The 24,662-nt window shown below is 29.2% G+C and carries 26 protein-coding genes; 16 read left to right on the plus strand and 10 right to left on the minus strand.

What is annotated here, in order from left to right; translation table 11 throughout:
- The first annotated feature begins 12 nt into the window (after positions 1 to 12).
- Genes dnaA through LACAL_RS00025 form a run of 4 tightly spaced genes read left to right on the plus strand, consistent with a single transcriptional unit; the run spans position 13 to position 4,084 of the window.
- Entirely contained in the window at positions 13 to 1,440 is a 1,428-nt protein-coding gene (dnaA, locus tag LACAL_RS00010; protein ID WP_013868638.1) for a chromosomal replication initiator protein DnaA, read from the plus strand.
- 12 nt (positions 1,441 to 1,452) lie between these two features.
- The gene (locus LACAL_RS00015; protein WP_013868639.1) at positions 1,453 to 1,911 is read left to right on the plus strand and encodes a low molecular weight protein-tyrosine-phosphatase; all 459 of its coding nucleotides are present in this window, start codon (positions 1,453 to 1,455) and stop codon (positions 1,909 to 1,911) included.
- Positions 1,912 to 1,963: 52 nt separating this feature from the next.
- On the plus strand, positions 1,964 to 3,367 hold the full coding sequence (locus LACAL_RS00020; RefSeq protein ID WP_013868640.1) for a PQQ-dependent sugar dehydrogenase: 1,404 nt from the start codon (positions 1,964 to 1,966) through the stop codon (positions 3,365 to 3,367).
- Positions 3,368 to 4,084 carry an SAM-dependent methyltransferase gene (locus LACAL_RS00025; RefSeq protein WP_013868641.1) on the plus strand — a complete coding sequence of 239 codons (717 nt, stop codon included), beginning with the start codon at positions 3,368 to 3,370 and terminating at the stop codon, positions 4,082 to 4,084. It begins immediately after the preceding gene.
- Positions 4,085 to 4,088: 4 nt separating this feature from the next.
- Here LACAL_RS00025 and LACAL_RS00030 read toward each other — a convergent pair whose 3' ends face one another.
- From LACAL_RS00030 to dapF, 5 genes are all read right to left on the minus strand, one after another.
- Positions 4,089 to 4,775, minus strand: coding sequence for a hypothetical protein (locus LACAL_RS00030; RefSeq protein ID WP_013868642.1), 687 nt, complete (start codon positions 4,773 to 4,775; stop codon positions 4,089 to 4,091).
- A gap of 110 nt (positions 4,776 to 4,885) precedes the next feature.
- Positions 4,886 to 5,794 (minus strand): DUF2279 domain-containing protein, encoded by a 909-nt coding sequence (locus tag LACAL_RS00035; RefSeq protein ID WP_013868643.1) that lies wholly within the window; start codon positions 5,792 to 5,794, stop codon positions 4,886 to 4,888.
- Complete coding sequence (gene mltG / locus LACAL_RS00040) at positions 5,794 to 6,837, minus strand: endolytic transglycosylase MltG (RefSeq protein ID WP_013868644.1); 1,044 nt, start codon at positions 6,835 to 6,837, stop codon at positions 5,794 to 5,796. Before mltG ends, LACAL_RS00035 begins: the two co-directional genes overlap by 1 nt.
- Positions 6,837 to 7,358: a GNAT family N-acetyltransferase gene (locus LACAL_RS00045; RefSeq protein WP_013868645.1), complete on the minus strand. Its 522-nt coding sequence runs from the start codon at positions 7,356 to 7,358 to the stop codon at positions 6,837 to 6,839. The genes mltG and LACAL_RS00045 overlap by 1 nt, the downstream gene beginning before the upstream one ends.
- Positions 7,352 to 8,131: a diaminopimelate epimerase gene (dapF, locus tag LACAL_RS00050; protein ID WP_013868646.1), complete on the minus strand. Its 780-nt coding sequence runs from the start codon at positions 8,129 to 8,131 to the stop codon at positions 7,352 to 7,354. Before dapF ends, LACAL_RS00045 begins: the two co-directional genes overlap by 7 nt.
- A 137-nt stretch (positions 8,132 to 8,268) precedes the next feature.
- Here dapF and LACAL_RS00055 point away from each other — a divergent pair, with 137 nt between their 5' ends.
- The 12 genes from LACAL_RS00055 (at position 8,269) to LACAL_RS00110 (ending at position 20,292) form a co-directional block, all read left to right on the plus strand.
- Entirely contained in the window at positions 8,269 to 9,672 is a 1,404-nt protein-coding gene (locus tag LACAL_RS00055) for a trypsin-like peptidase domain-containing protein (protein ID WP_013868647.1), read from the plus strand.
- Positions 9,673 to 9,859: 187 nt separating this feature from the next.
- The gene (locus LACAL_RS00060) at positions 9,860 to 11,308 is read left to right on the plus strand and encodes a glyceraldehyde-3-phosphate dehydrogenase (RefSeq protein ID WP_013868648.1); all 1,449 of its coding nucleotides are present in this window, start codon (positions 9,860 to 9,862) and stop codon (positions 11,306 to 11,308) included.
- A gap of 155 nt (positions 11,309 to 11,463) precedes the next feature.
- A complete protein-coding gene (locus LACAL_RS00065) occupies positions 11,464 to 12,093 on the plus strand; it encodes a hypothetical protein (RefSeq protein ID WP_013868649.1) in 630 nt (209 codons plus the stop codon).
- Between the two features lie 79 nt (positions 12,094 to 12,172).
- Positions 12,173 to 13,003: a class I SAM-dependent methyltransferase gene (locus LACAL_RS00070; RefSeq protein WP_013868650.1), complete on the plus strand. Its 831-nt coding sequence runs from the start codon at positions 12,173 to 12,175 to the stop codon at positions 13,001 to 13,003.
- A 79-nt stretch (positions 13,004 to 13,082) separates the two neighbouring features.
- Positions 13,083 to 13,415, plus strand: coding sequence for a helix-turn-helix transcriptional regulator (locus LACAL_RS00075; RefSeq protein WP_013868651.1), 333 nt, complete (start codon positions 13,083 to 13,085; stop codon positions 13,413 to 13,415).
- A 52-nt stretch (positions 13,416 to 13,467) separates the two neighbouring features.
- Entirely contained in the window at positions 13,468 to 13,941 is a 474-nt protein-coding gene (locus tag LACAL_RS00080; RefSeq protein WP_013868652.1) for a DUF6428 family protein, read from the plus strand.
- Between the two features lie 20 nt (positions 13,942 to 13,961).
- Positions 13,962 to 14,594: a low molecular weight phosphatase family protein gene (locus LACAL_RS00085; RefSeq protein WP_013868653.1), complete on the plus strand. Its 633-nt coding sequence runs from the start codon at positions 13,962 to 13,964 to the stop codon at positions 14,592 to 14,594.
- Between the two features lie 191 nt (positions 14,595 to 14,785).
- Entirely contained in the window at positions 14,786 to 15,463 is a 678-nt protein-coding gene (gene trmD / locus LACAL_RS00090) for a tRNA (guanosine(37)-N1)-methyltransferase TrmD (protein ID WP_013868654.1), read from the plus strand.
- Positions 15,464 to 15,477: 14 nt separating this feature from the next.
- The gene (locus LACAL_RS00095; RefSeq protein ID WP_013868655.1) at positions 15,478 to 15,966 is read left to right on the plus strand and encodes a GyrI-like domain-containing protein; all 489 of its coding nucleotides are present in this window, start codon (positions 15,478 to 15,480) and stop codon (positions 15,964 to 15,966) included.
- Between the two features lie 270 nt (positions 15,967 to 16,236).
- Positions 16,237 to 16,590: a 50S ribosomal protein L19 gene (gene rplS, locus LACAL_RS00100; protein ID WP_013868656.1), complete on the plus strand. Its 354-nt coding sequence runs from the start codon at positions 16,237 to 16,239 to the stop codon at positions 16,588 to 16,590.
- 742 nt (positions 16,591 to 17,332) lie between these two features.
- Positions 17,333 to 17,905 (plus strand): pentapeptide repeat-containing protein, encoded by a 573-nt coding sequence (locus LACAL_RS00105; RefSeq protein ID WP_013868657.1) that lies wholly within the window; start codon positions 17,333 to 17,335, stop codon positions 17,903 to 17,905.
- Positions 17,906 to 18,072: 167 nt separating this feature from the next.
- A complete protein-coding gene (locus tag LACAL_RS00110) occupies positions 18,073 to 20,292 on the plus strand; it encodes an NADP-dependent isocitrate dehydrogenase (protein WP_013868658.1) in 2,220 nt (739 codons plus the stop codon).
- Positions 20,293 to 20,620: 328 nt separating this feature from the next.
- On the opposite strand, the gene LACAL_RS00115 is transcribed toward LACAL_RS00110, so the two are convergent.
- The 5 genes from LACAL_RS00115 to LACAL_RS00135 all read right to left on the minus strand — a co-directional run bounded on the left by LACAL_RS00115 (position 20,621) and on the right by LACAL_RS00135 (position 24,643).
- Complete coding sequence (locus LACAL_RS00115) at positions 20,621 to 21,127, minus strand: hypothetical protein (protein ID WP_013868659.1); 507 nt, start codon at positions 21,125 to 21,127, stop codon at positions 20,621 to 20,623.
- 5 nt (positions 21,128 to 21,132) lie between these two features.
- Entirely contained in the window at positions 21,133 to 22,446 is a 1,314-nt protein-coding gene (locus LACAL_RS00120) for a hypothetical protein (protein ID WP_013868660.1), read from the minus strand.
- A gap of 7 nt (positions 22,447 to 22,453) precedes the next feature.
- Positions 22,454 to 23,323 carry a tetratricopeptide repeat protein gene (locus tag LACAL_RS00125; RefSeq protein WP_013868661.1) on the minus strand — a complete coding sequence of 290 codons (870 nt, stop codon included), beginning with the start codon at positions 23,321 to 23,323 and terminating at the stop codon, positions 22,454 to 22,456.
- Positions 23,324 to 23,333: 10 nt separating this feature from the next.
- Positions 23,334 to 23,543 carry a DUF6140 family protein gene (locus LACAL_RS00130; RefSeq protein WP_013868662.1) on the minus strand — a complete coding sequence of 70 codons (210 nt, stop codon included), beginning with the start codon at positions 23,541 to 23,543 and terminating at the stop codon, positions 23,334 to 23,336.
- A 110-nt stretch (positions 23,544 to 23,653) separates the two neighbouring features.
- Positions 23,654 to 24,643, minus strand: coding sequence for a YafY family protein (locus LACAL_RS00135; protein WP_013868663.1), 990 nt, complete (start codon positions 24,641 to 24,643; stop codon positions 23,654 to 23,656).
- Between the last annotated feature and the right edge of the window lie 19 nt (positions 24,644 to 24,662).

Genomic DNA, 24,662 nt, shown 5'->3' on the forward strand with positions numbered 1-24,662 from the left:
TAAAATTTAACAATGAGTATAACTGCGCAATCGGTATGGAATAACTGTCTTAATTTTATAAAGGACAATATCCAACCTCAAGCATATAAAACATGGTTTGAACCAATTATAGCAGTCAAACTCACAGATAATGCTTTAAGTGTACAAGTGCCTAGTAAATTTTTTTACGAGTGGCTTGAAGAGCATTACGTTAAAATTCTAAAAGTAGCACTTACCAAAGAATTAGGTGAAACCGCAAAGTTGGTTTACATTATTAAAATGGAAAACACCTATGGTAACAAACAACCATTTACAGAAAAAATTCCAAGTTCAAATCGCTCTGCTGTAAAAGCTCAAGATGTCGATGTCCCTTTAAAAAATAAAGATAGAGAATTACGTAACCCTTTTGTTATACCTGGAATTCGAAATGTAAAAATAGAATCACAATTAAACCCTAGTTATAATTTTGATAACTTTTTAGAAGGTGATTCTAACCGTTTAGCACGTAGTGCAGGTTTAGCTGTTTCTGCAAAACCAGGAGGTACTTCTTTTAACCCTTTATTAATTTTTGGAGGTGTTGGTTTAGGAAAAACCCACTTAGCACATGCTATTGGTGTAGATATTAAAGATAAATACCCAGAAAAAACGGTATTATATATCTCTGCCGAAAAATTTACACAACAATATATAGACTCTGTTAAGAAAAATAACAGAAACGATTTTATACATTTCTACCAATTAATTGATGTTCTAGTAATAGATGATGTTCAGTTTTTATCTGGTAAATCTGGTACTCAAGATGTCTTTTTTCACATTTTCAACCACTTACACCAAAACGGTAAACAAGTGATTTTAACAAGTGACAAAGCGCCTGTAGATATGCAAGATATTGAGCAACGTTTATTATCACGTTTTAAATGGGGATTAAGTGCAGAGTTACAAACTCCCGATTTTGAAACTCGTGTTTCTATACTAAAAAACAAATTATATCGTGATGGCGTTGAAATGCCAGAAGATATTATAGAATACGTCGCTAAAAATATAAAATCTAATATTAGAGAATTAGAAGGTGCTATAATATCATTAATTGCACAGTCATCTTTTAATAAAAAAGAAATAAACATAGAACTTGCTAAACAAGTTGTAGAGAAGTTTGTAAAAAATACTAAACGTGAGGTTTCTATAGATTATATTCAAAAAGTAGTATCAGATTATTTCCAAATGGATGTAGATACTTTACAATCTAAAACAAGAAAGCGTCACATTGTACAAGCTAGACAGTTAGCCATGTTTTTTGCTAAAAAGTTTACAAAAGCTTCATTAGCTAGCATTGGCTCTCAAATAGGAAAACGAGATCATGCCACTGTATTGCATGCTTGTAAAACTGTTGACAACTTATCATCTACAGATAAGCAGTTTAGAAAATATGTTGAAGATTTAACTAAAAAACTTTCAGTTTAATTACCCAATATTATGGTTAGAATTTTAATGGTTTGCCTCGGAAACATCTGTCGCTCTCCTCTAGCTCATGGTATTTTAGAATCAAAATTAAATTCTAAATCATTTCAAGTAGACTCTGCAGGCACTAGTAATTATCACATTAATAGTTTGCCAGATAGTCGCTCTATTGCTGTTGCTAAAAAGAATGGTTTAGATATTACAAACCAACGCGGTAGGCAATTTGTAACAGAAGATTTTGAAAAGTTTGATTATATCTATGTTATGGATCAATCCAACTTTAAAAATGTTATAAAAATGGCACGCAATTCTCAAGATATTTCTAAAGTAAAATTAATATTAAACGAAAGCCATCCTAATAAAAATTTAGAAGTTCCAGATCCCTACTATGGTGGTGCATCTGGTTTTGATGATGTTTACAATATGCTTGATGAAGCTTGCAATGCTATAGCTAAACAACTAAACGCTATTTAAATTCCGTATATTAGAGTACAAACATTTTCATTAACTATTAAAAAAAGTTGCCATGAAAAACTTCTACTCTATTCTTTTTTGTTTTTTTCTATCCTTTTTCTCTAACGCTCAATCTACAAGTGTTCAACTTACAACATTTAGCTCCGGCTTTACTAGTCCTGTTGAAATTGTAAATTCAGGAGTAGCAAATGATTCCAGATTATTTGTAGTTGAACAGGCAGGCATTATTAAAATTTTAAATAGTGATGGCTCTATAAATTCTACACCTTTTTTAGATATCAATACCATTGTAACTTCTGGTGGTGAGCGTGGTTTATTAGGCTTAGCATTCGCTCCAGACTATAATACATCTGGTAATTTTTACTTAAACTATATTAATAATAATGGTGATACTGTTATTGCAAATTACACCGTAAGTGCTAATCCTAATATTGCAAACACCAATGAAAATATATTATTAACCATCTCACAACCATTTTCTAATCATAATGGTGGCAAAATAGCTTTTGGTCAAGATGGTTTTTTATACATTTCTACAGGTGATGGCGGTTCTGGAGGTGATCCTGGAAATAGAGCACAAGACACTAACAACTTGTTAGGTAAACTTTTAAGAATTAATGTTATTGGTAGCACATACACAATACCTCCAACTAATCCTTACGCTTCATCGGGCGGAGCACCAGAAGTTTATGCAATTGGGTTAAGAAATACATGGAAGTTTTCTTTTGATAAAACAAATGGAGACCTATGGACTGCTGATGTTGGACAAAACTTATACGAAGAAATAAACCAAGTAATTGGACCTGGCAATCCTGGCGATAATTATGGTTGGAGATGTTATGAAGCCACACACAATTTTAATGTAGAAAGCTCTTGTCCTACAATAACAAACACTATACAACCTATTGCAGAATATTTACACGAAAATGCAGGAAATGGTAATAGATGTTCTATAACTGGTGGTTATGTATATAGAGGCAGTACGTTTACTAATTTTATAGGAAAATACTTTTTTGCAGATTTATGTTCTTCAGAGATAGGAATACTAAGTAGTACAGATGGAGTAAATTGGGATATCAATTTTCAACTTCCTAACATCACTCAAGCCTGGACTACTTTTGGAGAAGATATAAGTGGAGAGCTTTATATTGCAGGAGGAAATACAATATATAAAATTGAAGATCCAAATTTAGGCATTACTGAAAATATAAAAAATAACATTATTATTTATCCTAATCCTTCAAATGGAAAAATAACAATAGATTTTGGTATGGACTTTTCTAAAATTGAATCTGTAAATATAACCAATATTCAAGGTCAAGAAATAATACATTTTAATACTTTTAAAAGCAAACAAATTAATATTTTAACTGAAACTTATGCAAGTGGTATTTATTTCATAGAAATTAATACCTTTAACCAAAGAAAACTGGTTAAAAAATTAGTAATAAATTAAATGAACGCATCTTACGGCAAGCTTTATCTCATTCCTACAACATTAGGAGACACAGAACCTTTAAACGTTTTACCTTTAACAGTAAAAAAAATAATAGAACATGTAGATTTTTATGTTGTTGAAAATGAAAAAACAGCTAGAAGAGATATAAAAAAAATATCGCCAAGCAAAAAACAAGCAAACCTTACGCTTTTTCCTTTAAACAAATTTACTAATGCTAGCGAACTACCAAGTTATTTAGAACCTTGTAAAAAGGGTATCGATGTTGGTTTACTGTCTGAAGCCGGATGTCCTGGAGTTGCAGATCCTGGAGCAGAAATTGTAAAACTTGCACACCAAAATAATATTAAAGTAGTTCCATTAGTTGGACCATCGTCAATATTAATGGCAATGATGAGTAGCGGTATGAATGGGCAAAGTTTTGCTTTTAATGGCTACTTACCAATAGATAAACAAGACCGTAAAAAAGAAATTAAAAGACTTGAACGCTTATCGTTCGAGCATAATCAATCGCAGTTGTTTATTGAAACACCTTATAGAAACAATAAGTTTCTGGAAGATTTATGTAATACTGTAAATGGTAATACAAGCATTTGTGTTGCTTGCGACATTACTTTACCTACAGAATATATAAAAACAATGACCGCTAATGAATGGAAAAAAAATAACGTTGACCTACATAAAAGACCAACGTTATTTATAATTCATAAAAGTTAAAAAACTAAGCTTTTAAAGAAACTCTAGCTTTTTTATTAGGTTTAATTTCTGAAGTATCAAAACCAGAAAAACGTTTTAAGTACGATTTAATAGTTGTACCATATGCATCTTCAAAACAATCTGCACCTTGACTTCTTAAGTATTTTTTCACACTTCCTGGTCCTGCTAAATGTGCTGCTGCTAAAATACCAGATTCTGTAATTTTAACGCCGCCAACATAACGTCCAGAATAGCGTTTAATATCTCTTCTTAATACCCATTTATTACGTTCTGTATTTGCTATAAAAGCTTTTTCTTGTAATTCGGGATTGCTTAAAAAATGTTTAGTATCATTAATCCCAATCATTTGCAAAGTACTTCTACCAAATTGGTATTTTCCTAAATACCCTAAAGTATTTACTCTAAAATAATTATTTTGAGATTCTTTAAAACCTAACTGCTCTTTAAAACCTGTAAATGTTTTTCCTAATCTAGGATTGTAATTTAAAAATCTTTTGTCTAATTTTAAATTATAATCCTGACCTAAAGGAATATCTAATTCAGGTTCAACAACTGCAACAGCAGCTGTTTCTTTTAAAGATGCTAAATCTTTTTTAGATTTAACAGCTTTATTAGTGTAAAGCGATACTACTATTAAAATACATATTGTAAGTACTAAGGGAACTAACTTTGCAATATTTTTTTTATTCATAACCTTTGATTTTTTTTAAGTTCACTCTTATTCAAAAAGCGTGCCTAAAATTTCGCCGTGCAAATATACAACATTTTTTTAGAACCTGAAAACCAATAGATTAAACGCTATTAAAAGTAGATAGCGTGTAGCTTTATGCCATTTTCTCCGTTAATCTCCAAGGTTGGAAACGGTACTTTTATAGTATTGAAAACGCTAAAAACCGTTTTTAGTAAAGCTGAGTTAGTTTTTATTTTTGTTAAATCGACATCTAAACTTAAGTAAAATTGACGCTGTCTGTCTTGCTGAATAAATACATTATCAACAAACAGATTATCGTTTCCAGATAATAAACCGTCAACACCGTAACCAAAAGCAACATTTAACCATTTTGGTATTTTACTACTTTTAAAGAAGGAATGTACGTTAGCAGACAACCAATAAGTTTGACCATTATAATCTTTTAAAAACTCTTCGGTTAAGCCATTACCAAGTTTATCTGGGCGTTGCGCAGCAAATTGTGTTCTATGAAATGAGTATTTCATTACTATACGTTGCTCATCCCAAAGTAACTCTTGACCAATAAAAAGTCCTGTTCCTGCTGCATTTGCAGTAAAATCTCCCCAACTAAATCCCCATTCTTGGGAAAAACCATCCATTACCTCAACTGCAGTTAAAAAAGTAAAGCCTAACGTACCACCATATAGTAATTGATTTTTTTTACTTACACCACTCCATTTTAAGGTTTGCGCTCCCAAGCGTCCCAAATGATAAGCAGAAAATGTATGGCCAAACTTATCCATTTGTAACCATTCACTATTATCATTTATAGTATGAAAATTAGACCGTTCATAATCTGCATACCACAATTGGTTCAAAGCTAATAATGTAACACCACCAATTGCTGCTTCAGAAATTACAACAGTGTTTCTTCTTTTTATATTTAACGTATCGCTAGGCTTAAAAAAACTAGATTCTTGTGCAAAGGCACAGACAGAAAATAAAAATACTAAAACGTAAGTTGTAAGTTTTATAAACATTATCTATTAACGCCTTGCTTATTTATCCAACGTACATATTCTTGTTTATTCTGGTTATGCTGCGATAAAGTTTTAGCAAATTTGTGGTAACCAAAGTTTTTTACATTGGCAACAAAATAAATATAATCATGCTTTTCTGGGTTTAAAACAGCATCTATTGCAGAAACATCTGGCATAAAAATTGGTCCTGGTGGAACACCTGCATTTTTATAAGTATTGTAAGGTGAGTTTGTTTCTAAGTCTTTATATAATACACGTTTTATTACACGATTAAAATTTCCATCTTGTTTTTTTACTGCATAAATTACCGTTGGATCTGCTTGTAAAGGAATGCCTTTTCTTAATCTATTTAAGTACACACCTGCAACACGAGGTCTCTCGTCTACTTTTGCTGTTTCTTTATGAACTATTGCTGCTAATGCTATAACTTCATTTTTAGATAAGTTAAGTTTTTTTGCTTTTGCCTCTCTTTCTGCAGTCCAAAAACGATTATATTCTTTAAGCATTTTATCTCTAAAGCCTTCTGCAGATGTATTCCAGAAAAACTCATAACTATTAGGAATATACATTGCTAATGCTGTATCTTCATTAAAGTTATTTTTACTTAAAAACTCAGGATCTGTCATTGCCATTAGTAGTGTAAGGCTATCTGGTTCTATTTGAAATGCAATTCTGCCTGCCAAATCTTCTAATCGTTCTTGATTGTTAAAAGCAACTCTTAATGGTATATTTTTACTTCTAATAGAATTAATAATATCATTATTACTCATTCCTTTTTTTATAACAAAGCGTCCAGCTTTAATATTGGTTGTGTATTTTTTTTGTTCTGCTAATGCATCAAAACCATCAATATCTATTAACAAAGGTTCTAATTGTTCTCGCACTTCCTGATACTTTGCATGTGTAGGAATAAAAATATAAGCTTCTTCATTATTAAAAGCTGTATTAGGTTTTAGCATTGCTCCATAAATAAAATAAGCAAAATAAGCTGCGATAGCTAAACCAATAATAGCAATGGCTACAAGTATTTTTTTTATGTACATTATTTAATTAGTTGATATAAATATTCGTTTTTATAATTTCCGTTTATAAGATTCCAATCTTTTTTTAATCCTATTTGTTTGAATCCTTGGTTTTCAAATAAATTAATACTTGCAGTGTTTTCTTGAGAAACATTACAATATAACTGATGTAAATTTAAATGTTTAAAACAATAGTTTACTAAAAGTTTTAATGCTTCACTACCATAACCTTTATTTCGGTTTTTAGTTTCTTTTACTAATATACCAATACCTGCGCGTTTATTTTTTACATCAAAATCAAAAACATCAATCATGCCTAAAGTTTCATTTTCATAGTTTGAGATAACTAATCGTAATTGTTTTACTTCGTATATATCTGCATGTGCATGTTCTAAATATTGTTTTATTAAATATCTTGAATATGGTGTTATAGTATTACTTAACTCCCAAATAGATTCGTCGTTTTCTATTGTATAAATAAACTCTAAATCTTCTGGTTCCAGAGCACGTAAATAAATATGTTCTCCTTTTAGTGTTACCATTCTATTTCACCTTTAAAAACTAAAGTTGCAGGACCTTGAAGCCAAATATTTTTATATCCGTTAGTTGTTTTTTCGAAAGAGACTTTTAGTGTTCCGCCTTCAACATTCAAGCTAACTTCTTGAGTGTTTGCTTTTTTTAATGTATGCATTGCTAACGCTACTGCTGTTACTCCTGTACCGCAAGATAATGTTTCGTCTTCTACTCCTCGCTCATATGTTCTTACCGAGAAAGTGCTGTTATCTAATGGCTCAACAAAATTTACATTTGTTCCTGCTGCATCATATAAATCACCATATCGAATTGCTGCGCCTTCAGTTTTAACATCAAATTGTTTAATATTATTTACTAATGCTACATGGTGTGGAGAACCTGTATTTAAAAAAGTATGATCTTTGTTTACCTTAATTGTATCTACATCTTGCATTTTTAGTTTTACAAAACCATCGTTTATTGTTGCTTCGTGTATACCATCAATTGCATTAAAAGTGGTTTTACCGTTTATAATGTTTAGCTTTTCCGCGAAAGCGACAATACATCTACCTCCATTTCCACACATAGTACTCTCGTTACCATCTGCATTAAAATACACCATTTTAAAATCTGCAGTTGCATCGTTCTCTAATAAAATAAGGCCATCTGCACCAATACCAAAGCGTCTGTCACACAAGTGCGCAATTAATTTGGTATTATTTTTGTTGAATTGTTCTTGTCTGTTATCAATAAAAACAAAGTCATTTCCTGTGCCTTGATATTTATAAAATGTATGAGTCATTATGTAGATATTATTGCAGCAAATATAGTGTATTGAAAATTTATTTTTGTTGTTAATGTGACGTTAAAGTTGAATTTTCAACGCAATAAAAAAATTAATTTTATAGTTATTCTTATTAATTCTAAACTAAATTATATATGAAAAAGATAGCAACATTGGTTTTAGTTTCGGTATTAGGAGGTGCAATTACCCTAGGAACATATAAAACCTTTATAGAAAAAGAAGAAACAATTGCAAAAACAGAACAATTTTCTCTACCAACATTTCAGCCGGTAAATTATACAAACACAAGTTTAGCTGCTGCAGAAGGTATAGATTTTACTAATGCTGCCGAGAAAACATTAGATGCTGTAGTACACGTTAAAAATATTACTATAAGTACTGTACAACCTACATTACAAGATTTATTTAGAGGTCGCGTACAACAACGTCCTCAACTTGGTACTGGTAGTGGTGTTATTATTTCTCCAGATGGTTACATAGTTACAAATTACCATGTTATTAAAGGATCGCAAGATTTAAGTGTGACTTTAAATGATAACAAAACGTTTAAAGCAGATATTGTTGGTGTTGATGAAAAAACCGATATCGCTTTACTAAAAATTGAAAGTGACGACCAATTACCTTATACTACATTTGGAGATAGTGATCATGCTAAAATTGGCGAATGGGTTTTAGCTGTTGGTAACCCTTTTAATTTAACCTCAACAGTTACTGCTGGAATTATTAGTGCAAAATCTAGAGACTTATCTGGACGAAGCAACCAATCGTTTATACAAACAGATGCCGCTGTAAATCCAGGGAATTCTGGTGGTGCTTTAGTAAATACTAATGGTGAACTTATTGGTATAAACACAGCTATTACCTCTCAAACTGGATCTTATATTGGTTACTCTTTTGCGGTACCAAGTAATATTGCTAGAAAGGTTATTGAAGATATAATGGAGTTTGGCAATGTACAAAACGGTATTTTAGGTGTTGTTGGTGGTTCTTTAAATAGTGCTTATGCTGAAAAACTAGGTATTGGTGAAACTGAAGGTTTTTATATAGACGAAGTTGAAGAAGATACTGGAGCAGAAATTGCTGGTTTAAAAAGTGGTGATATTATTAAGAAAATTGATGATATAGAAATTACTAAACTTTCAGATTTAAAAGGATATTTAGATACTAAAAGACCTAATGATAATATTAACGTTTATTTTTTAAGAAATGGTGTGCAAAAATTAGCAACTGTTAAACTTCTAAAAAATAACACTTATACTATTCCATCAATAGGTATTATAAAAAATGCAAAACCTAAAGATTTAAAAAAGTACGATGTTAAAAACGGTGTGAAAATAACAAGATTAAGTGGTAGGTATGCTAAATATTTTGCTCTTGAAGGTATTGAAGAAGGAAATATAATTACTGCAATTAATAATATTAAAGTAAACTCTGTTGAAGATGTACAAGAAGTAATAAAAAATAGAGACATGTATCAACCACTAAGCATACAATTAGTAGACTCAAATGGTCAAACAAAAAGATATGGGTTAGAATAATTTTATTTTTAATAATAATAAAAAGCACTTTAGAGCAATCTAAAGTGCTTTTATTTTTTAGCACAAAATGTTTTACGAAAACGTTTGAATTCTATACTTTTGCAAAAAATTTTGGTCTAGCTATTAATCTAAAATAAATAAAAGCGAAACCGAAAACAATTTAACAACACACTAAATACATAAACGAATGCCAGTTAAAGAAACCTATGAAAACGAATTAGCATTTCAAGCCGATAGACGTCGCGCTACTGTTGAATTCATTAAAATTGTTAGCGACCTATGGTACGACAAATCTATCGAGTTGGTTTTATTTAGAAACCAATTAATAGACAAAAACGTTAGCGATATTTTAAACCTACATGAATATGCAGGAGAATTTGTTCAAAAGCCAATTTCGGTTTTCGATTCTGTAGAAATTGCACAAGCAATTAAAACATTAGACATTCCGCCAGCAAAACTAGATATTGGGAAATTAACTTACGAGTATCACTTAGAAGAGCAAAAGCATAACAATGCTATGGCATTTGTAGCTAGCAAATTAAAAGAAGCTAGTGCAAGTGAAGAAATTATACCTAAAGACGTAGTACTTTATGGTTTTGGACGTATTGGTCGTTTGGTTGCTAGAGAATTAATGACTAGAACAGGAAAAGGTAGCCAACTGCGTTTACGTGCTATTGTAACACGTGGTAAAAATGATATTACTGTATTAGAAAAAAGAGCATCGCTATTGCGTAATGATTCTGTACACGGTGATTTCTCTGGAACAGTTGCTGTAGATTTAGAAAACGAAGCTTTAATTATTAATGGTACCACTGTACGTATAATTTCGGCAAACCAACCAGAAGATATAGATTATACTAAATACGGTATAAACAATGCTTTAATTATAGATAACACTGGTGCTTTTAGAGATAAAGAAGCATTAATGCGATTAAAAAATTCTCCAGGTGCAGATAAAGTTTTATTAACTGCTCCAGGTAAAGGAATACCTAATATTGTTCATGGTGTAAATCACTTAGAAAACAATCCAGATGAAATTGATATTTTCTCTGCAGCGTCTTGTACAACAAACGCTATTACTCCTGTTTTAAAAGCTGTTGAAGATACTTATGGTGTTAAAAGCGGGCATTTAGAAACTATACACGCTTATACTAACGACCAGAATTTAGTAGACAATTTCCATAAAAAATACAGACGTGGACGTGCAGCAGCATTAAATATGGTAATAACAGAAACAGGTGCTGGTGCAGCAGTTTCTAAAGCATTACCAACGTTTGAAGGTAAACTAACCTCTAATGCCATTAGAGTTCCTGTACCAAATGGATCTTTAGCTATATTAAACTTAGAGTTAGAAACAGAAGCTAGTGTAGACAGCATGAATGCTACACTTAAAAAATATGCTTTAGAAGGAGATTTAGTAGAGCAAATTAAATACGAAATGAGTGACGAATTAGTATCAAGCGATATTGTTGGTAGCTCTGCTCCTTCTATTTACGATAGTAAAGCAACCATAGTAAGAAAAGATGGAAAAAATGCAATATTATATGTTTGGTACGATAACGAATATGGCTACAGTCATCAAGTTATTCGTTTAGCTAAGCATATTGCAAAAGTAAGACGCTTTACTTATTATTAATAGATTAGGATTTTTTGTAAAAAAATATAATCCAAATACATAATACAATACGTATATATAAAAGCCTTGCACTTAGCAAGGCTTTTATTATATATATTTATTTAAACTGAACATTATTTTTTACTTTCGCAGTACAAAGAACCAATTTTATTACAATGAATTTTCATAAAGCGACATTACTTTTATTATTTACCCTTTTTACATGTTTTCTTCAAGCACAAAACAACACTGAAGATAACGGTGAAAAACTCTCTCTAGATAGTGGTACTATAGAAAGCCAATTTAATTATTTAACTAAAAAATCTAATGGTTGGACAGATGGTCGAGGACAACGTTACGAAGTAATTAGAGTACAATGGATAGAAAAATTAAAACAAAACACTTTAGATTCTTTAAAAGCGGTACATAAAACACTAAACGATACCAAAGCGGTTGTAACAAAACAAGATTCTGAAATTACAAAACTTAAATCTAGCTTAAGTGCTACACAAGGAGATTTAGAGAAAACAAATACAGAGAAAGATAGCATGTCTCTATTTGGCATTCAAATGAGTAAAACAGGTTATAATGGCTTAATGTGGTCTATTATTGGTGCATTATTAGCCTTAGCTCTATTCTTTATTTATAAATTTAAAAATAGTAACGCTGTAACTAAGCAAGCAAAAATTTCTTTAGCAGAAACAGAAGAAGAATTTGAAGAACACAGACGTATTGCTTTAGAGCGTGAACAAAAAGTACGAAGACAATTACAAGACGAAATAAATAAACATAAAAATTCTATTTAAAATTTAGAATTCTGTTTAAAATTAAAAATCTGTAACTTCGGTTACAGATTTTTTTTTGCATTAATTTTAAAGTAAAGCTATGGCAAAAACAATACAAATACATGATACCGCATTTATAACATCGGCATTTAGAGCATCAAACGAAACTTTAAGTCTAGATCCATATGCTAAACTATGGACTAACAAAGGTGCTCAAGATTGGTCTAAAAACTATTTAAATAAAGTATCAAAACATGAAGCAAATGCGCATTGCTTGAGAAACCGTTATTTTTTTGATACTATAAACACATTGCTAAAAGCAAATAAAATTAAAGTACTTATAAATTTTGGAAGTGGTTTTAGTATGTATCCATATTGTTTAGATTCATCTTTAATAAATATAGAAATAGATAAACCAGAAATAATAGAATTCAAACAAAAACAAACTAAACAATTTATAGCTTCAGGAAAATTACCAGAAAGAAATATTCAATATATAGGTGTAGATTTTAATGATGATTATCAAGAAGAGTTACAAAAAAAAATAAATGCAATTGTAAAAAATCAATCGTCTTTTATATTATTAGAAGGTGTGTTGTTTTTCTTAAAAATGAAAGAAGCCAAAACACTATTTAATTTTTTTAATAACATTCAAAAACAAGGAGATTATATAGCAAGTGCTTCATTTAGAGAAAACATTCAAGAAACGAGTGCTTTTAAAAAACTTCTACAATTTACAGCTAGCGAAACTAATATAATAGATTACTTAACAGTTAATGATGATTTTTATACAGAAATAAAAAATTATAAACTTATAGATGATCAAGATTATTTTACACTTTCTAAAAAACACTTAAACCTAACAAACATAGACAATAACAACGTTTTAAACGAAAGGTTTTATGTACTTAAAAACATAACTGATAAATAATAATATTATTAAATTTTTGTTATAAATTTTTCAGAATGCAATATTAATCGTAATATTGCAATGAACAAAAGAAAGAAATATGGGACTTGCTAAAACCGAAATGTTTACAGATCAACAAAACGAAATTGCAACGTATGCGAAAGTTTTTGGTCATCCAGCTCGTGTAGCTATATTACAACACCTTTTTAAAATAAACACATGCGTGTGTGGTGATTTAGTTAACGAAATTGGGTTAGCGCAACCAACAATTTCTCAACATTTAAAAGAGTTAAAACTTTTAGGATTAATAAAAGGAAATGTTGAAGGTACAAGCGTTTGCTACTGTATAGATACAGAAAAATGGTCGCAAATGAAAATTACTATGTTTCATTTTTTAAACCAAGACTTAAGCAAAAAAGAAGACTGTTGCTAAAAAAATTTACATTTATTAATCGTATTATTACAATAAACAAATAAAAGAAATCATGAAATTATCTCAAGTAAAATTAATTTTAGAAGAATTAGATACTATCGCATTTCAATTACCAAATGGTGAGTTAGTACCTAACCACTTTCATGTTACAGAAGTAGGAAAAATTACTAAAAACTTTATAGACTGTGGCGGTACCGTTAGAAATGAAGAAATAGCAAACTTTCAGTTATGGAATGCTAATGATTATGACCATAGGTTGCATCCAGAAAAACTATTAAGCATAATAGAACTATCTGAAAAAGTTTTGAAAATTGAAGATTTAGAAATTGAAGTAGAATATCAAGCCGATACAATTGGGAAGTTTGGTTTAGAATTTAACGGTAAAAACTTTTTACTAACAACTAAACAAACAGATTGTTTAGCAAAAGATCAATGCGGTATTCCTGCTAAAGACGAAAAACAAAAAATAGAATTATTAAATTTAGGAGACGAACCTTGTTGCTCTCCAGATGGAAACTGTTGTTAAATAATTAAAAGCTATTAAAAATGATAACTACAAAACCTACAGTGTTTCAAGAAATTGAAAATATAATAGAACAATTAAATGTCAACACTATAGCTGAAGAACGTAAAGACATTTTACAACCTTTAATAGATTTTATACAGCAAAAAGTAGAAAGCCAAGCAACTATAAGAATTAATTTTATTTGCACACATAACTCTAGAAGAAGTCATTTATCTCAAATATGGGCGCAAACAATAGCACAGTATTATAATATTAAAAATGTACACTGCTATTCTGCTGGAACAGAGGCTACTGCTCTATTTCCAATGGTTGCCAAAACGTTAGAAAATACCGGATTTAATATTACAAAATTGTCTAACGATAATAATCCTGTATACAGCATAAAGTATAGTGATAACGAGCAACCAATTATTGGATTTTCTAAAACATTAGATAACACATTTAATCCAAAATCTAATTTTGCAGCTGTAATGACTTGTTCGCAAGCAGATGGCGGCTGCCCTTTTATTGCTGGAGCAGAAAAAAGAATACCTATAACTTTTGAAGATCCAAAAGTATTTGACAATACACCACAACAAGCCGAAAAATACCAAGAAAGGAGTTTACAAATAGCAACAGAAATGCTATATGTGTTTTCTCAAATTAAAAACTAGGAAATAAACATTTATAATTTATATCTCAATAAAAAATGAAGATTCAATCTTTACTTTTTTATTGAGATTTTCTTTAAAAAAAACAGTAAACTAATTCTTATTATTAAATAGAAGCAAAACATGTAAAACCTTGGTTTAAATTATAGCAGCATTTAATTTATCTTTGCAAATTGATAAGAAGATAAAGCATAATGAGAATTGATATAATTACCGTTTTACCAGAATTACTTAAAAGTCCGTTTGAAGCTTCAATTTTAAAGCGTGCAATAGAAGCTAAATTGGTTTCGGTTCACTTTCATAATTTAAGAGATTATACTACAGACAATTATAAATCTATAGACGATACACAGTTTGGTGGCGGCGCAGGAATGGTAATGAGTTGCGAACCTATAGATAAATGCATAAGTGCTTTGAAAGCACAACGTGATTATGACGAGGTTATTTACATGACTCCAGATGGTAACACCTTAAATCAAAGTATCGCAAACACCTTATCATTAAAAGAAAATATAATAATTCTATGCGGTCACTATAAAGGTGTAGACCAACGTGTAAGAGATATGTTTGTAACTAAAGAAATTTCTATTGGCGATTATGTTTTGTCTGGTGGAGAATTAGGAGCAGCAGTATTATGCGATGCTGTAATTAGGTTAATTCCTGGTGTTTTAGGTAACGAAACATCGGCGTTAACAGATAGTTTTCAAGACAATCTATTAGCACCACCAATTTACACCAAACCAAGAGATTATAAAGGTTACAAAGTGCCTGAGGTTTTATTAAGCGGTCATGCAGCAAATATTGAAAAATGGCGTGAAGAAAAAGCTTACGAGCGTACTAAAGAACGTAGACCAGATTTGTTAGACGATTAATTACTTAACGCTTTATGCAATATACAGAACCTAAAATAGTAACAACCAAAAGCAAAATCCTTATTGGGCAATCTCTAGAAATGTCTCTAACAGATAATAAAACTGTTACGTTGTTTTCTAATTTTATGCCGAAAAAAAAATATATAGAAAATAAAGTTTCTAATGCTGTTTTTGAAGTTGTTTTATACAACGATACCTATTTTAAAAACTTTAACCCAAGTAATACTTTTACAAAATGGGCTACTGTAGAAGTTAAAGAAAAAGAAATACTTACTAACGATTTTGATTATTTAGAACTAACTGGTGGGTTATATGCCGTTTTTAACTACAAAGGTTTAGCTAAAGATTTTGGTAATTTAATGCAGTATATATTTACAGACTATTTACCAAAATCTAAATACGCTTTAGATAATAGACCGCATTATAATGTACTTGGTGAACTTACAAAAAGAAATAGTCCAGACTCTGAAGAAACAGTTTACATACCTATAATATTAAAATAGTTGAGCTAATTGAAGTATTAAAGTATAGTAATGCGTTAAGGATTGATGCGGCATCCTTTTTTATTTTTCTTAAAAAAGATATAGCGGAAAGCCTGACCAAGACATTGCCTCTTGCATGGCTTGGTAACGCCCAAAATATAAATGACTTAAAATTAATTTTAGTTGTTTGCTATTTAAGTTAATATAACTATATTTGCAGCCAATTTCGGGTTAACCTCTGGCGATATACGTGAATGTTGTTCTGAATCAATAATTTAAAAATAAATAAAGATGGAATCTTTAATTAAATTTGTACAAGACGAGTTTGTAACAACAAAAGACTTTCCAGAATTTTCTGCTGGTGATACAATTACTGTATACTACGAAATTCGTGAAGGTGAAAAAAGTAGAACACAGTTTTTTAGAGGTGTAGTTTTACAAAGAAGAGGTACTGGATCATCAGAAACCTTTACAATTAGAAAAATGTCTGGAACAATTGGTGTTGAGCGTATCTTCCCAGTTAATTTACCTGCATTACAGAAAGTTGAAGTTAACAAAAGAGGTAAAGTTCGTAGAGCTAGAATCTTTTACTTTAGAGGTCTTACAGGTAAAAAAGCAAGAATTAAAGAAGCGAGAAGAAAATAATCTCTTTCTTTTAAATAACATTAAAAAGCCTAACTTTAATAAGTTAGGCTTTTTGTTTATTAACAATTGTTAATAACCTAAGTTTATAACTGGTTGATAAATAACACTTTAATAAATTTGCTAATACTAATCTTATTTATTAAATTAGCTAAACAATTAACAACAAAACTATTGGTTTTTAAGAGTTTTCTTAAAATTTATGTTAATTTACTTAAAACTTATTATTTTTAAGTGTTACTTAAAAAATTAAGTATTTATTGTTTTTTGAGGTTTTTAAAATACTGTATGTAGATATTGTTATTTAAAACCATGATATTTTTAAAACTAGAGTATGTAACGCAGACTGTAGTTGTAAAAATTGAAAGTTTCGGAAAAAGTAGTAGAGATCGAAAGTGAATACGAAAGGATGAAACAAGACTTTAAAATAAATATTTTATGAAAATAAAATATATACGGGTTAAAGTTTAAAGAAAAACAAATTTCGGGTACAAACGGTGTAACAAGTCAATACATTTTGAAAGTTAACCAAATGTATCTTTGATTTAACAATTTTTAAATTGAAAAGATGTAAAACCTATGTTTTAGATTGATTTAGTGAAAGCTAAATAAATTAAAAATGTTATCTCAAAAAAGCCATAATATTAATAGTTAAATCTATTATGTTATGGCTTTTATTTTATAATCTCTTTCACTATAACTTATTAGAAATTCAAAAAGTGTATTTTTACCACAAATACTAATAATGAACTTACCTTTTATTACCGATAAAAATTTTAAATCTATAGATTATAAAGAACAAACATTACCTAAAGCAGAATACGATAATTGTACGTTTACAAACTGCGATTTTAGTAGCACCTATTTATCTGGCATAGCTTTTTTAGAATGCGAATTTATAAACTGTAATTTTAGCGCTGTAAAACTTGGAGAAACAGCTTTTAAAACTGTAAGCTTTGATAGTTGTAAAATGGTTGGCACGCCTTTTAATGAATGTAATACATTTTTATTACAAATGTCTTTTACTAATTGTAAGCTTAATTTAGCCTCTTTCTATAACTTAGATATTAAACAAACCGTTTTTAAAAACTGTAAATTAGAAAAAACAGATTTCACTAACTCTAATTTACAACAAGCAGTTTTTAGCAACTGTAATCTTGATCTTGCAGTATTTGAAAACACAAACCTTGAAAAAACAGATTTTACTACTGCATACAACTACTCTATTTCACCTATTAAAAATAAACTGAAAAATGCTAAATTTTCGAAAAATGAAATTTTAGGCCTTTTAAAAGACTTTAAAATTATAATTGAATAATTTTTAGCTACCAAAATTATTAATTTAATAAAAGCATAGACAGATATTTGCAATCTATTCAAATACAATTAAGTGATGTGCTTCTGGCTTTAAAAAAGCATTGAAATTTTGTATATTCGCATTCCGAAACTTTTCGGATTTTTATTATTTAAAAACTTCATATATATATGTCAACTACACCAAAAATCATTTATACAAAAACGGATGAAGCTCCAGCTTTAGCAACACGTTCTTTTTTACCAATTGTAAAAGCGTTTGTAAAATCTTCAGGAATAGATATTGAAACAAAAGATATCTCATTAGCTGCTAGAATATTAGCTACTTTTCCAGATTTTTTAAATGACGATCAAAAAGTTAATGATGATTTAGCTTATTTAGGTGAATTGGCTAAAAAACCAGAAGCTAATATTATTAAATTACCAAATATTAGTGCTTCTATTCCTCAATTAAAAGCAGCTATAGAAGAATTGCAAGAACAAGGTTTTAAGATACCTAATTATCCAGATGAGCCAGAAAATGATAGCGAAAAGGATATTAAATCTCGATACGATAAAATAAAAGGTAGTGCCGTAAATCCTGTTTTAAGAGAAGGAAACAGTGATAGACGTGCACCAAAAGCAGTAAAAAATTACGCTAAAAAGAATCCACATTCTATGGGCGCATGGTCTAAAGACTCTAAGTCTCACGTTTCTACAATGACTCAAGGCGATTTTGCTCACAACGAAAAATCGGTAACCGTTACAGATGCTACTTCTGTAAAAATACAGCATACTGCAGCTAATGGTGATATTACCATTTTAAAAGAAAGTTTCCCTTTATTACAAGGTGAAATTATCGACGCTTCTGTAATGAGTAAAAAAGCTTTAATTGAATTTTTAGATGAGCAGGTTGATGATGCTTTAGAGCAAGGTGTATTATTCTCATTACACATGAAAGCTACCATGATGAAGGTAAGTGACCCAATTATTTTTGGTCATGCCGTTCGAGTATTTTTTAAAGAATTATTTGAAAAACATGGTGAAACTTTCGAAAAAATTGGTGTAGATGTTAATAATGGTTTTGGAAACTTATTAAGTAACCTTCATGAGTTACCAGAAGATAAACACGAAGAAATTAAAGAAGATATTCGTTATGCATTAGAGCATAATGCAGATTTAGCTATGGTAAATAGCGATAAAGGTATTACAAATTTACACGTACCTAGTGATGTAATTATAGATGCTTCTATGCCTGCTATGATTCGTAACTCTGGACAAATGTGGAATGCAGAAGGAAAATCTCAAGATACAAAAGCTGTAATTCCAGATAGTAGTTATGCTGGAATTTATACTGCCACTATAAACTTTTGTAAAGAGCATGGTGCTTTCGATCCTACTACAATGGGAACTGTACCAAACGTTGGTCTTATGGCTCAAAAAGCTGAAGAATATGGTTCTCACGATAAAACTTTTGAAATCGCTACAGATGGAAAAGTACAAGTTATTGATGCTAATGGAAATGTATTAATTGAACACACTGTTGAAACTGGTGATATTTGGAGAATGTGTCAAGTAAAAGATGCACCAATTCAAGATTGGGTAAAGTTAGCTGTAACACGATCTAGAGCATCAAATACTCCTGCAGTTTTCTGGTTAGATGAAAATAGAGCTCATGATGCAGAATTAATTAAAAAAGTAAACACATACTTAAAAGACCATGATACTGAAGGTTTAGAACTTCATATCTTATCTCCAATTAAAGCTACTGAGTTTACACTAAAAAGAGTAAAAGCTGGAGAAGATACTATTTCTGTTTCTGGAAACGTTTTACGTGATTATTTAACAGATTTATTTCCTATTCTAGAATTAGGTACATCGGCAAAAATGCTTTCTATTGTTCCTTTAATGAATGGTGGTGGTTTATTTGAAACTGGTGCTGGTGGTTCTGCTCCAAAACACGTACAACAATTTACTAGCGAAAACCACTTACGTTGGGATAGTTTAGGTGAGTTTTTAGCACTTGCTGTTTCTCTTGAACATTTTAGTCAAGTAAATGATAATGCTAAAGCTAAAATTTTAGGAGATGCACTTGATAACGCTACAGAAAAATTATTAGAAAATAAAAAAGGGCCTTCTAGAAAAGCTGGAGAATTAGATAATAGAGGTTCTCACTTTTACTTAGCAATGTATTGGGCTCAAGAATTAGCAAACCAAACCGAAGACACAGAATTAGCTTCTCAATTTTCTACTTTAGCTAAACAACTAGAAGAAAATGAAACTAAAATTGTTAGCGAATTAAACGATATACAAGGTGAACCTGTTAATATTGGAGGTTACTATGAACCTAAAGAAGATTTAGTAAATAAAGCTATGCGTCCAAGTGAGACTTTAAATTCAATACTAAGTTAAGCAACCTTCTCATTAGTTTATTATAAAAAAAGCATCTTCAAATTGAAGATGCTTTTTAGTTGGGTTAATTTTAAAAAATTATTGATTAATTATATCGATTATATTATTGGTTAAATAATTAGCATTATAATAGCGATAAAAAGCCAATCTCTATAATTATAATGCAAATGTAAATTTGAAATGGACAAATACTGTCCAGTTGAATAATTGATGGTTTAAATAAAATTATAATTATCCAAATCACTTAATTTCAAACTGTATATAAATCAATTTCTTCTAAATCAAAAAAAATTAGCTCCCTAACGGAATTTTTACAAAACTTTTTTTATTAAATTTCTATAATAAAATCATCGTCATCTAAATTTTTATTTAAATCTTCTTCTAATTTTTCATCTATTTGTTTTTGTAATTTAACCATAGGGTTATGATTTGCTACATTAGTCATAGCGTTTAAACCTTCTCTAATTTTTTCTATATCATCTCCTCTTAAACCTTCATCAACTACAGTACTTGCTTTATCCATTGCTACTTTTTGTTTACCGTATTCTTCACTAATTATTCGATTATTAGTTTGATGTTCATTTTGAATTTTCTTTAACTTTATTTCTGTCTCTATTTGAAGTTTTTTAGACTCTAAAAAATTATCTTTCAATCCATTAACACTACTTACTAAGTTATTAGCACTATCAATAGTGCCTTTAAAATTTGAAGTAACTTTAGCTATAGAATCTGCTCCTTCTTTAGCTGAGTTTATGGCATTTTTACCATTATTTATAAAATTGTCTATTTTCTTTTCGGCTTGTTCAAGCTTATTAATTTCTTCTTTATTATCCATAATACTTAAGTTGTTAAATTAGTTTTTACTTGTCTTAAAACACTATTAAATTTTACGACTGTTTTATAATTATTTACATAAACTGGTGATTTTCTAATAACTCTTCTATGCTCCTTTTCAAAATTTTTAAAATCATCTAAAGCAATCTCGTCATATTCACTCTTAGCCATCAGTGATTTGTGACGTTTTTCTTTTAATAACTTATTTAAGTTATCGTATTCTTTTCTTGAATTAATTATGGACAAGCGTTTATTTAAATATTTGTTATAATTAATTTTTGATCCTTGTAGAAAACAATTCCAAAATGAAATATTAATAGGAATATTATAAGCTTGATTCTCTATTTCTGTCCTATTCTGCTTTAGTACATGAGGAATTCTTTCTTTTTCATATAAAGCAAAATCTGTATCTTTTTTTAAAGCATTTACAATTGGTTTTAAAATTTTATTATAACAGCTATCAATAATTATGAATGATTTGTCAAATAATTTTTTTTGTTTATTAATCTCTCTTTCTTCAATATGTAAAGAATTATGGACTCTACTAATATGACTAAGCTTTTCGTTTAAATTACTATCTGCTATTCTTACATTTCTAATAGCATCACTATTTTGACTAATCATATTAGTTATTCCTGAAATAATTTCAGAAGCAATTGCAGCTCCTAATTCTACTTTCACGTCATTTATATCCTGCTTAGTAATAGTATCCTTATCTGCAAAAGATAAAAAAGAGCCATTATGTAAAGTATCACTAATAGAATTAAATACATCAATTCCTATAGTTTCAAAATTTGTAGTTTGAATATCTTCCAATTCTAAGTTAAAATCATTCATTACATTAGATAACTCGTACTTACTAAAGTCTCTGAATTCTTCGAAAATCTCAACATCATTATTTTTTGTATTAAACTGTCCAAAAAAATCGGTTATTATAAAATCGGTTATACCTAAAACTCTACCATAAAGTTCTACTTTATCCTTAGCTAATTTTCTGTCTGATTCCTCGATTAACTCTTTCCATTCTGTAATTGGAGGTATTAAATGATTTTTAATAAAATTAACTTTTTTCTGATAATGCTTTTTAGCAGTACCTCCAATAAAATATTTTTTGTCTAAATTATATTCAGGCATAGCTTCTAATGAAAGAGAAACTTCATTTTCTGGACTATTTACAATCAAATTGGTTGTATTAATTTTGGATAATTTATTAGAGATTTCTGTTCTTTCTTCAATAGATATTATTGCTCCACATTTACAAGTATTTTTACTAACCTCTAGAGGAGAACCACAAGTATTACAAAATATTAAGTTTAACATATATAATTTATTTAAAGTTAGGTATAAAGCCCGTAAAATATAAGCTAATCACAAACAATGATAGTAAAATAGGTAAGAGCCAAATTAAAGGGTCTTTTTTTATTATAAAATCTCCTCCTATTTGATTAGTAGCTTTTTTAATTACAAATGGTTTAAATACAAAAAAGGACAATAAAATGTAAAACACATATATTGCAATTATAATAGTAATACATCTAAGGAGATTATCATGATCATTAAGTTCTTTTAAAAGTGATTTCTTTTTTCCTTGTATAGCAGTATTGTCTGGTGATAATTCGAGAACTTTATTATAATCTTCTAATGCTTTATCGTATTCTTTATTTAAATAAAATAAATTACTTCTTTTCATATACAACTCTATGCTATCTTTATGCTTTTCTATTTCATAATTATACTCTTCAATAGCTTTACTGAAATCTTCCCTTTCTTCAAAGTACTCACGTTTTAACACATGAGCTTCGTCATCATTTGAATAATATTTTAAATAAATATTAATATCATCTAAAAAATCATTGTCCTTCTTTTTTAAATATACTTTAGCTCTATCTTTATATGTTTTAGATTGTTCTCCTTCAATTTCAATTACTTTAGTAAAATTTTCTTCTGCAATATCTAACCAATTAAGGTTGTATGCAGCTCTACCTTTTTTATAAAAAGCAATAGGAATGGTATCTGTAATTTCTATAGCCGAATTTACATATATAAAAACATCTTCATATTTTTCATTTGCAATTAATGAATCTGTTTTCTTTATATAAAATTTATATTTTTTAATCTGCTCTTCATAAGTTTTACTAGACTCACAATTAAAACATATTAATGTAAATAGTACAGCAATCGATCTTAATAATTTCATTTACAATTATTTACTTTATAGAATATGTTAAAAAACCAACATTTAGATGACCAGTAGATTTTAAATCTAATCCATGGACGCGTTTAAATGCTTTATCAATTTTATCTACATCATTAAATGGATTTGAACTCAATGAACTTATTTGTACTGATAATCCTTTACATACATATTCTCCATTTACATTCATTGTTTGTTTTGTGGTAATTTCAAAAGTTGGCATATAATATTAGTTTTAGTTTAAACTTCAAATTAAATACGCAACAAGACAAATCCTGTCCACATAATAACTTAATGGATGTTTTTTTTAACAGGAAATAAAAAAATAATGGTTTACAACTGGATATCAGTATAATACTTATCTAAAATAAATTGGTGTTGAGATACTATTTTTTGAGCTAACCATTGAGGCTCTATAACTTTTATCCAAAGATTATATTTAAATAGCTCAATTAGAAATTCGAAATTGGGTTTTAAAAACAAAGATATTTCACCAAATATATCTGCATCTGTATAATCTAGATTTTGAGTATCTAGTTTTTTAGGGTAGCTTAAAATTTGCTGAGAATGATGTAGTTTTTTTGATTTTAAATATTTAAAATGATGATTCGCTACTTTTAAAACAATTTTCTCCACTTTAGTATCATCGTTTAAAATACCAAAAGCATTTTTAAAATAGGATGCTTCAGAAAATATGTAGGGTTCTTCTATTATTTTATTGGTTATAAATAAATTACTTACTCTAGAATCTAAACACAATACTTTTACACCTATATTTTTATTATATACTAATAAATACCAAGCTTTATTTGATTCTTTTATATGTAATGGCTGTACAGTTGCTTCTTTAATAGTTGTAAAATTATCATCGTCGTACCAACCCATGTAAGTAATAGTTATATAAATATTTTTTTCTATAGCTTTTACTAAACCCAAAATATTAATATTAGTGTTAAGTGAAGATTTCTCTGTTGTTATATATGGAGACCAATGTTGCTGTTTATGGCTTGCTAAAAAAAGTTCCATTTTATCAAAAATTGCACGATGCTCATTAAATAATACTGTATCGCTAGCCATATAATGACCTTTGTGTTTAACAAAAATAATTTCTACTCCAAAAAACAGCTCTATATCTTTTATAGCCCGAAGTACTGTTTTTTCGCTTGTAATTAATAAGCCTTGATATAACTTATCTCCTTCATGAAAGTTGTAGTAAGTGTTCTCTAATGATTGAATTATTGCTTTACGAGAAATACAATTGGTGATAGAGGTTTTTACTAAAAGTTTATAAATATGGTATTTTCTAATAAAATCTGGAGTCATTATTTAATTTTAAAAATCT

Source organism: Lacinutrix sp. 5H-3-7-4 (assembly GCF_000211855.2).
In the GTDB taxonomy this organism is placed as follows: Bacteria; Bacteroidota; Bacteroidia; order Flavobacteriales; family Flavobacteriaceae; genus Lacinutrix.